Source organism: bacterium (genome assembly GCA_035505375.1).
GTDB lineage: Bacteria > Hydrothermota > Tepidihabitantia > Tepidihabitantales > Tepidihabitantaceae > UBA2258.
The window spans coordinates 1-3,343 of the sequence record DATJQV010000088.1 but is presented as its reverse complement, the minus strand read 5'-3'; the positions used below and the strand labels follow the sequence as shown (position 1 = coordinate 3,343).

General features: G+C 61.4%; 2 protein-coding genes. Both read left to right on the top strand.

Annotated elements, in window-relative coordinates; all coding sequences use genetic code 11:
• The first annotated feature begins 217 nt into the window (after nt 1-217).
• Nucleotides 218-1,861 (top strand): T9SS type A sorting domain-containing protein, encoded by a 1,644-nt coding sequence (locus VMH22_15410; GenBank protein ID HTW93077.1) that lies wholly within the window; start codon nt 218-220, stop codon nt 1,859-1,861.
• Between the two features lie 21 nt (nt 1,862-1,882).
• A partial coding sequence (locus tag VMH22_15405; GenBank protein HTW93076.1) for a hypothetical protein occupies nt 1,883-3,343 on the top strand: 1,461 nt, incomplete at its 3' end.

Genomic DNA, 3,343 nt, shown 5'->3' with positions numbered 1-3,343 from the left:
CGACGTGACCGGGCGTACGGTGGTTGCGCAGACGATGGCGGCTGGACGGACTGGAACGGCGAACCTGGATCTGCGGAAGCTGGACGCGGGCGTGTACCTGGTGAAGGTCGCGACCGAGGGTTACAGTGCAACGCAGAAGCTCGTCATCGAGCGCTAGCCAGGAGCGATTGACAGGCGCGATGTGGAGGCATGCCCTGGCACGGGGAAAGGAGGAACAATGAGCACGGGTTTCCGGTGCGGTATGGTGGTGGTCGCCGGCTTGCTACTCGCAGGCGGGCTTTACGCGGGGCGCTCGGGGAGGCCGAATGTCACGACGACCGGCGTGCACCGAGCTGGGTCATTGGTCCTTGGCTACCCTCGTTCCCTGTCGCCCAGGGTCGCGCACCTTCTGAACAACAACGATGTTGGCGTCTCGAAGATAATCTCGCCTGGCGAGTACGTCCCTTTGGGCGACACGGTTATCCCACGCGCCGCGGTAAAGAACTTCGGCACGCAACCCCAGACGAACGTACCGGTCATCTGCGTTGTGTACGATTCCGCGGCCGCCGCCAGAATCTACGGGCCTGATACTGTCTATGCCGCGAGCCTCGACTCCGGCGGTGTCGACACGGTCGCTTTTCCGTTCTGGGTTCCGCCGTCTCAGCAGAGGGTATATTTCGACACGATGACAACAGCCCTTTCCGGAGACGAGAATACCACGAACGACTGGAAGCCAGGTCGCTTCGTTGTCTCGGAATCGTGCGTGGGATGGCTGACCTACAATGACGGCGTGTTCTCCAATGCCATCACGTGGCCTGGTCCCGGTGAGTGGGCTACGAGGTACGCCATGCCATTGAGACCGCTGATGGTTGACTCGGCGAACGTATGGGTTACCAGCTTCAACGGTGCAGACTTTGTGGAGCAGGTCTTTATCTATGGTAATGACGGCCCGAGCCACGTTCCTGGAACCGTGCTCGGCAACTGGTCGGGCACCTTCCACACCAGCATCTGGAACAGCTTGTACAAGAACACAGTCTTCTTCACCCCGCCGGTAACGGTGAACTACGATAGCTTCTTTGTTTCCTACTACGAGCAGACCACCTTCAATGGCGGTTACATCTACGTTGGCATGTGCTACGATGGCGCGCCGAGTGGAACGGACTGGGCCAGATACCACTATCCCAGCGGCAACTGGGGACTCTTCAGCGACGGCTACCTGAGCTTCGGTATCGACGCCCACTACGAGGGCCTAATGCTTGACGCCTCGCCGGAGAGTATTACTGTCCCACATGGGCCTCTCGACTCCAGCACTACCTTCAACCCACAGATCGTGGTCAAGAACGCCGGCGTGGACCGTACCAATATTCCGGTTGCATTCAACATCACCCGGATACCCGACCGCGATACCGTCTACTCGGGCCAGGCCAACAGCGGGCCGGTCGCTGCCGGCCACGAAGTCACCGTGACATTTGCAGACAGCGTCACGCTGCCACCCGGCCACTATGCCATGACCGGCATCACCCTCTTGTCCTTTGATGGAAACCCTGCAAATGACACTCTCGTCAGGCATTTCGTCGTGGAGTACACGGGCGTCGCAGACGATTCGGCAGGAATCTCGCCCGGACGTGACCCGTCTTTGACGATAGCGCCGAACCCGCTGATGGGCGGCTTGGCGACGGTGCGGTACAACCTGCCGTGGGCCGGGCTGGTTACGTTGAAGGTGGTTGACGTGACCGGCCGGACGGTGCTGGCGCGGACGATGGCGGCTGGACGGACTGGTGCGGCGGACCTTGATCTGCGGAAGCTAAACGCGGGCGTGTACCTGGTAAAGGTCGCGACCGAGGGTTACAGTGCAACGCAGAAGCTGGTTGTCGAACGGTGAACCGTGATGGTCACATCACACATGACCTCAGCGATACTCGGGGCAAGGCGCATGTTGAAGAATGACCACCGGACCTGGGTGTACATTCTTCTCGTTGCCGCGGCGGGCAACCTGTCACCGGTAGCGGCTTCGATTCCGGTGTCGCCGTTCAGTGTCGAGCGCCTGTCTAACGGCAACACGCTGATTGCGGACGGTAGCCTCCTGCTGGGCAACAACGCGCGCGCGGTTGAGGTGGACAGCCTGGGCCGATTGGTCTGGGCGTACGTTAATTCCGATGTGCCCTACCTGCATACCGCATGCCGGCTGAACAACGGTAACACATTGATGGCGGCGAGTTGGGGCTCCAAGGTCGTCGAGGTGAACCGGAACGGTAACCGGGTCTGGACCGATTCGACGGGCCTCGTCTATCCGAATGAGGCCTTTCGCCTCGACAACGGCAACACGCTGATCACCGACCGGCTCAACAACCGGGTCATCGAGGTCAAACCCAACCTCACGCTTGTCTGGAGCTACACGAATCTAGCCGGTCCGCATAACGGCCGGCGTCTGCCTGACGGCCACACGCTCATCTGCGATTCGGACAGCAACCGTGTGGTCGAGGTCGACGCGGCCGGTACGGTGGTCTGGCAGTATGCGACCGGCCTGTCGTGGCCGCGCGGCGCCGAGCGCATCAGCAGCAGTGGCCACACCTTGATTGCCGACTCTCAAAACGACCGGGTCATTGAGGTCGATTCGATGGGGAGAATAGTCTGGAGCCTTGACAGCGCACCGGGGGCATACGCGGCAGTCCGGCTGGCGAACAGCAACACGCTCATCTCGGCCGGCGTTCGCGTGATAGAAGTTACGCAGGCGGGGACCATCGTCTGGCAGTATCCGGGTACGATCCCGGTAGTGGTCGAGACTCTGCGGATCGTGAATCCATCCTCCGGCTGCACCTTGTACGTGCACATCCACCGGCCGGCCTATGCCGGGCCGGATGATCCTGTGCCCGGTATCATCTTCGTGCCGGGCGGGACCGGGTATGGCAGTTCGCTTGACTCGACCAGCATGCCGGACGACATCGCGTCGGACGGCTTTGCGTTTCTGCACTTCGACCCGGACGGCCGGGGCAAGAGCAGCGCCTACCCGGAGAACTACGACGGATACATAAATCAGGACGGGATGCACGTCTGCGAGTCGCTGCTGGCGAGCCGGGACTATGTGGACACGAGCCGGCTGGGAGTCTACACCCGGACATACGGCATCACGATGGGTTCGGGCATGATTAAGCGCTATGCCGAGCCGCACATCAAGTTCCTGCTGGACTTCGAGGGGCCGGCGGACCGGAGCCAGATGTGCCTGGACTCAGGCGGGTTTGTGCCGGTGCCGGCTGATTCGGAAGCTTTCTGGCAGGAGCGGGAGGCAGGCCGATTCATGAAGCAGGTGCCCTGCGCGTACCTGCGGATTCAGCCGCAGGTCGACAGCAACCCGAAGATAAGGAAG